The sequence below is a fragment of the Ameyamaea chiangmaiensis genome, assembly GCF_013376175.1.
In the GTDB taxonomy this organism is placed as follows: domain Bacteria; phylum Pseudomonadota; class Alphaproteobacteria; order Acetobacterales; family Acetobacteraceae; genus Ameyamaea; species Ameyamaea chiangmaiensis.
Genome location: NZ_JABXXR010000265.1, coordinates 1 through 2025, shown reverse-complemented (window position 1 = coordinate 2025; position 2025 = coordinate 1). Strand labels below are relative to the sequence as shown.

At 69.7% G+C, this 2025-nt stretch carries 1 protein-coding gene; it reads left to right on the top strand.

What is annotated here, in order from left to right; genetic code table 11:
* The first annotated feature begins 267 nt into the window (after positions 1 to 267).
* On the top strand, positions 268 to 1860 hold the full coding sequence (purH, locus tag HUK82_RS16165) for a bifunctional phosphoribosylaminoimidazolecarboxamide formyltransferase/IMP cyclohydrolase (protein WP_176614901.1): 1593 nt from the start codon (positions 268 to 270) through the stop codon (positions 1858 to 1860).
* Positions 1861 to 2025: the final 165 nt, after the last annotated feature.

Below are 2025 nucleotides of genomic sequence, written 5' to 3'. Positions count from 1 at the left end.
CGCGAGGGGCGGATCACCCCGCACGATCTTCTGCGCGACGGGGGGTGCGCGGTGTTGCTCGTCAATGCCCTGTCGGTGCGGACCGTCGCGTCGCTGAACGGACAGGCGCTGCCCGCGGCCCCGGCGTTCGAGGCCACAGTGCGGGCGTTTCTGGACGACCCGTCGCGCTGAGCGTCCCGCCACGCCGCCATACCTTGCCCCGCACGCGCCCGATGGACTATGGAACGCGGCCTGTCCCCACCCCTCGCAGCCGGGAAACCCGCCATCATGACCTCCGCCACCTCCTCGTCGATCGTGCCGGTGCGCCGCGCCCTGATCTCCGTCTCCGACAAGGCAGGGTTGCTTGATCTGGCACACGCACTGGTCGCGGCCGGGGCGGAAATCCTGTCCACCGGGGGATCGGCCAAGGCGATCCGGGAGGCCGGGCTGCCTGTCACGGACGTCTCCGACCACACGGGTTTCCCCGAGATCATGGACGGCCGCGTCAAGACATTGGTGCCGCAGATTCACGGCGGTATCCTGGCCCGCCGCGACCTGCCGGCGCATGTGGCCCAGATGGAGGAACATTCGATCGCGCCGATCGATCTGGTCGCGGTCAACCTCTATCCGTTCGAAGCCACCGTGGCGTCGGGCGCAGGCGCGGATGACTGCATCGAAAACATCGACATCGGCGGACCGGCCCTGATCCGCGCCGCGGCGAAGAACCACGACCATGTCGTGATCCTGACCGATCCGGCACAGTACGCCGCCATCATCGAGAACCTGTCGGCCGACAAGGGCACGACGCTGCAGACCCGCCGTACCCTCGCCGGTGCCGCGTATGCCCGCACGGCCGCCTATGACGCCGCGATCGCGGCCTGGTTCGCGGGCCAACGTGACGATGTCCTGCCGGAGCGCCTGTCGGTTGCCGGCCTCCGCCGCGAGAGCCTGCGTTATGGCGAAAACCCTCACCAGCAGGCCGCCTTCTACGCCGACGGCACCACGCGGCCGGGCGTCGCCACCGCGCGACAGGTGCAGGGCAAGGCGCTGTCGTACAACAATCTGAACGACACGGATGCCGCGTTCGAGGCCGTGGCCGAGTTCGATCGCCCGTCCGTCGTCATCGTCAAGCATGCCAATCCGTGCGGTGTCGCCAGTGCCGAGACGCTGTCGGCCGCGTGGGATCTGGCGCTGCGGTGCGACCCGGTCTCGGCTTTCGGCGGGATCGTCGCCCTGAACCGGACGCTCGACGAAGACGCGGCGGCCAGGATCGCCGCCATCTTCACCGAGGTGATCGTTGCCCCCGATGCGACCGATGGCGCCAGAGCCGTGCTGGCGAAGAAGAAAAATCTGCGCCTGCTGCTGACGGGCGCCCTGCCCGACCCGGCCGAGGGCGGGGTGGTCGTGCGGTCCGTCGCCGGCGGGTTCCTCGCCCAGACGCGCGATAACGGGCGCGTTGCCGCCGCAGACCTGAAGGTCGTGACCAAGCGCGCACCGACCGAGCGTGAACTGGCTGATCTGCTGTTCTCGTTCCGTGTGGCCAAGCACGTGAAATCCAACGCGATCGTCTATGTGCGCGACGGTGCCACGGTGGGCATCGGCGCCGGCCAGATGAGCCGCGTCGACTCCGCCCGCATTGCCGCATCCAAAAGCGGGGAGGCCGCCCGCGCGGCGGGTCAGACCCAGGCGCTGACCCACGGCAGCGTTGCCGCGTCGGACGCCTTCTTCCCCTTCGCCGACGGGCTTGAGACCATCGTGGCCGCCGGAGCGACGGCGGTGATCCAGCCGGGCGGCTCGATCCGTGACGACGAGGTGATCGCCGCCGCCGACGCGGCCGGCATCGCCATGGTGTTCACCGGGATGCGCCATTTCCGGCACTGACCTGCGCACCGCGCACTTGCCCGCCCGCGTCTGACGCCGCAACACGGAACGACCGGATGCGAGGCACCGTCCGGGCCAGGTTGGGACAACGGAGCGCGACAGATGACACAGCGGGCACGGCACGCACGAACGGCGGCGACACGGGTGGGGACGACACGGGCGCTC

Excerpts from the sequence above, each read along its gene's own strand:
- purH (WP_176614901.1), top strand. The coding sequence starts at position 268 with ATGACCTCCGCCACCTCCTCGTCGATCGTGCCGGTGCGCCGCGCCCTG.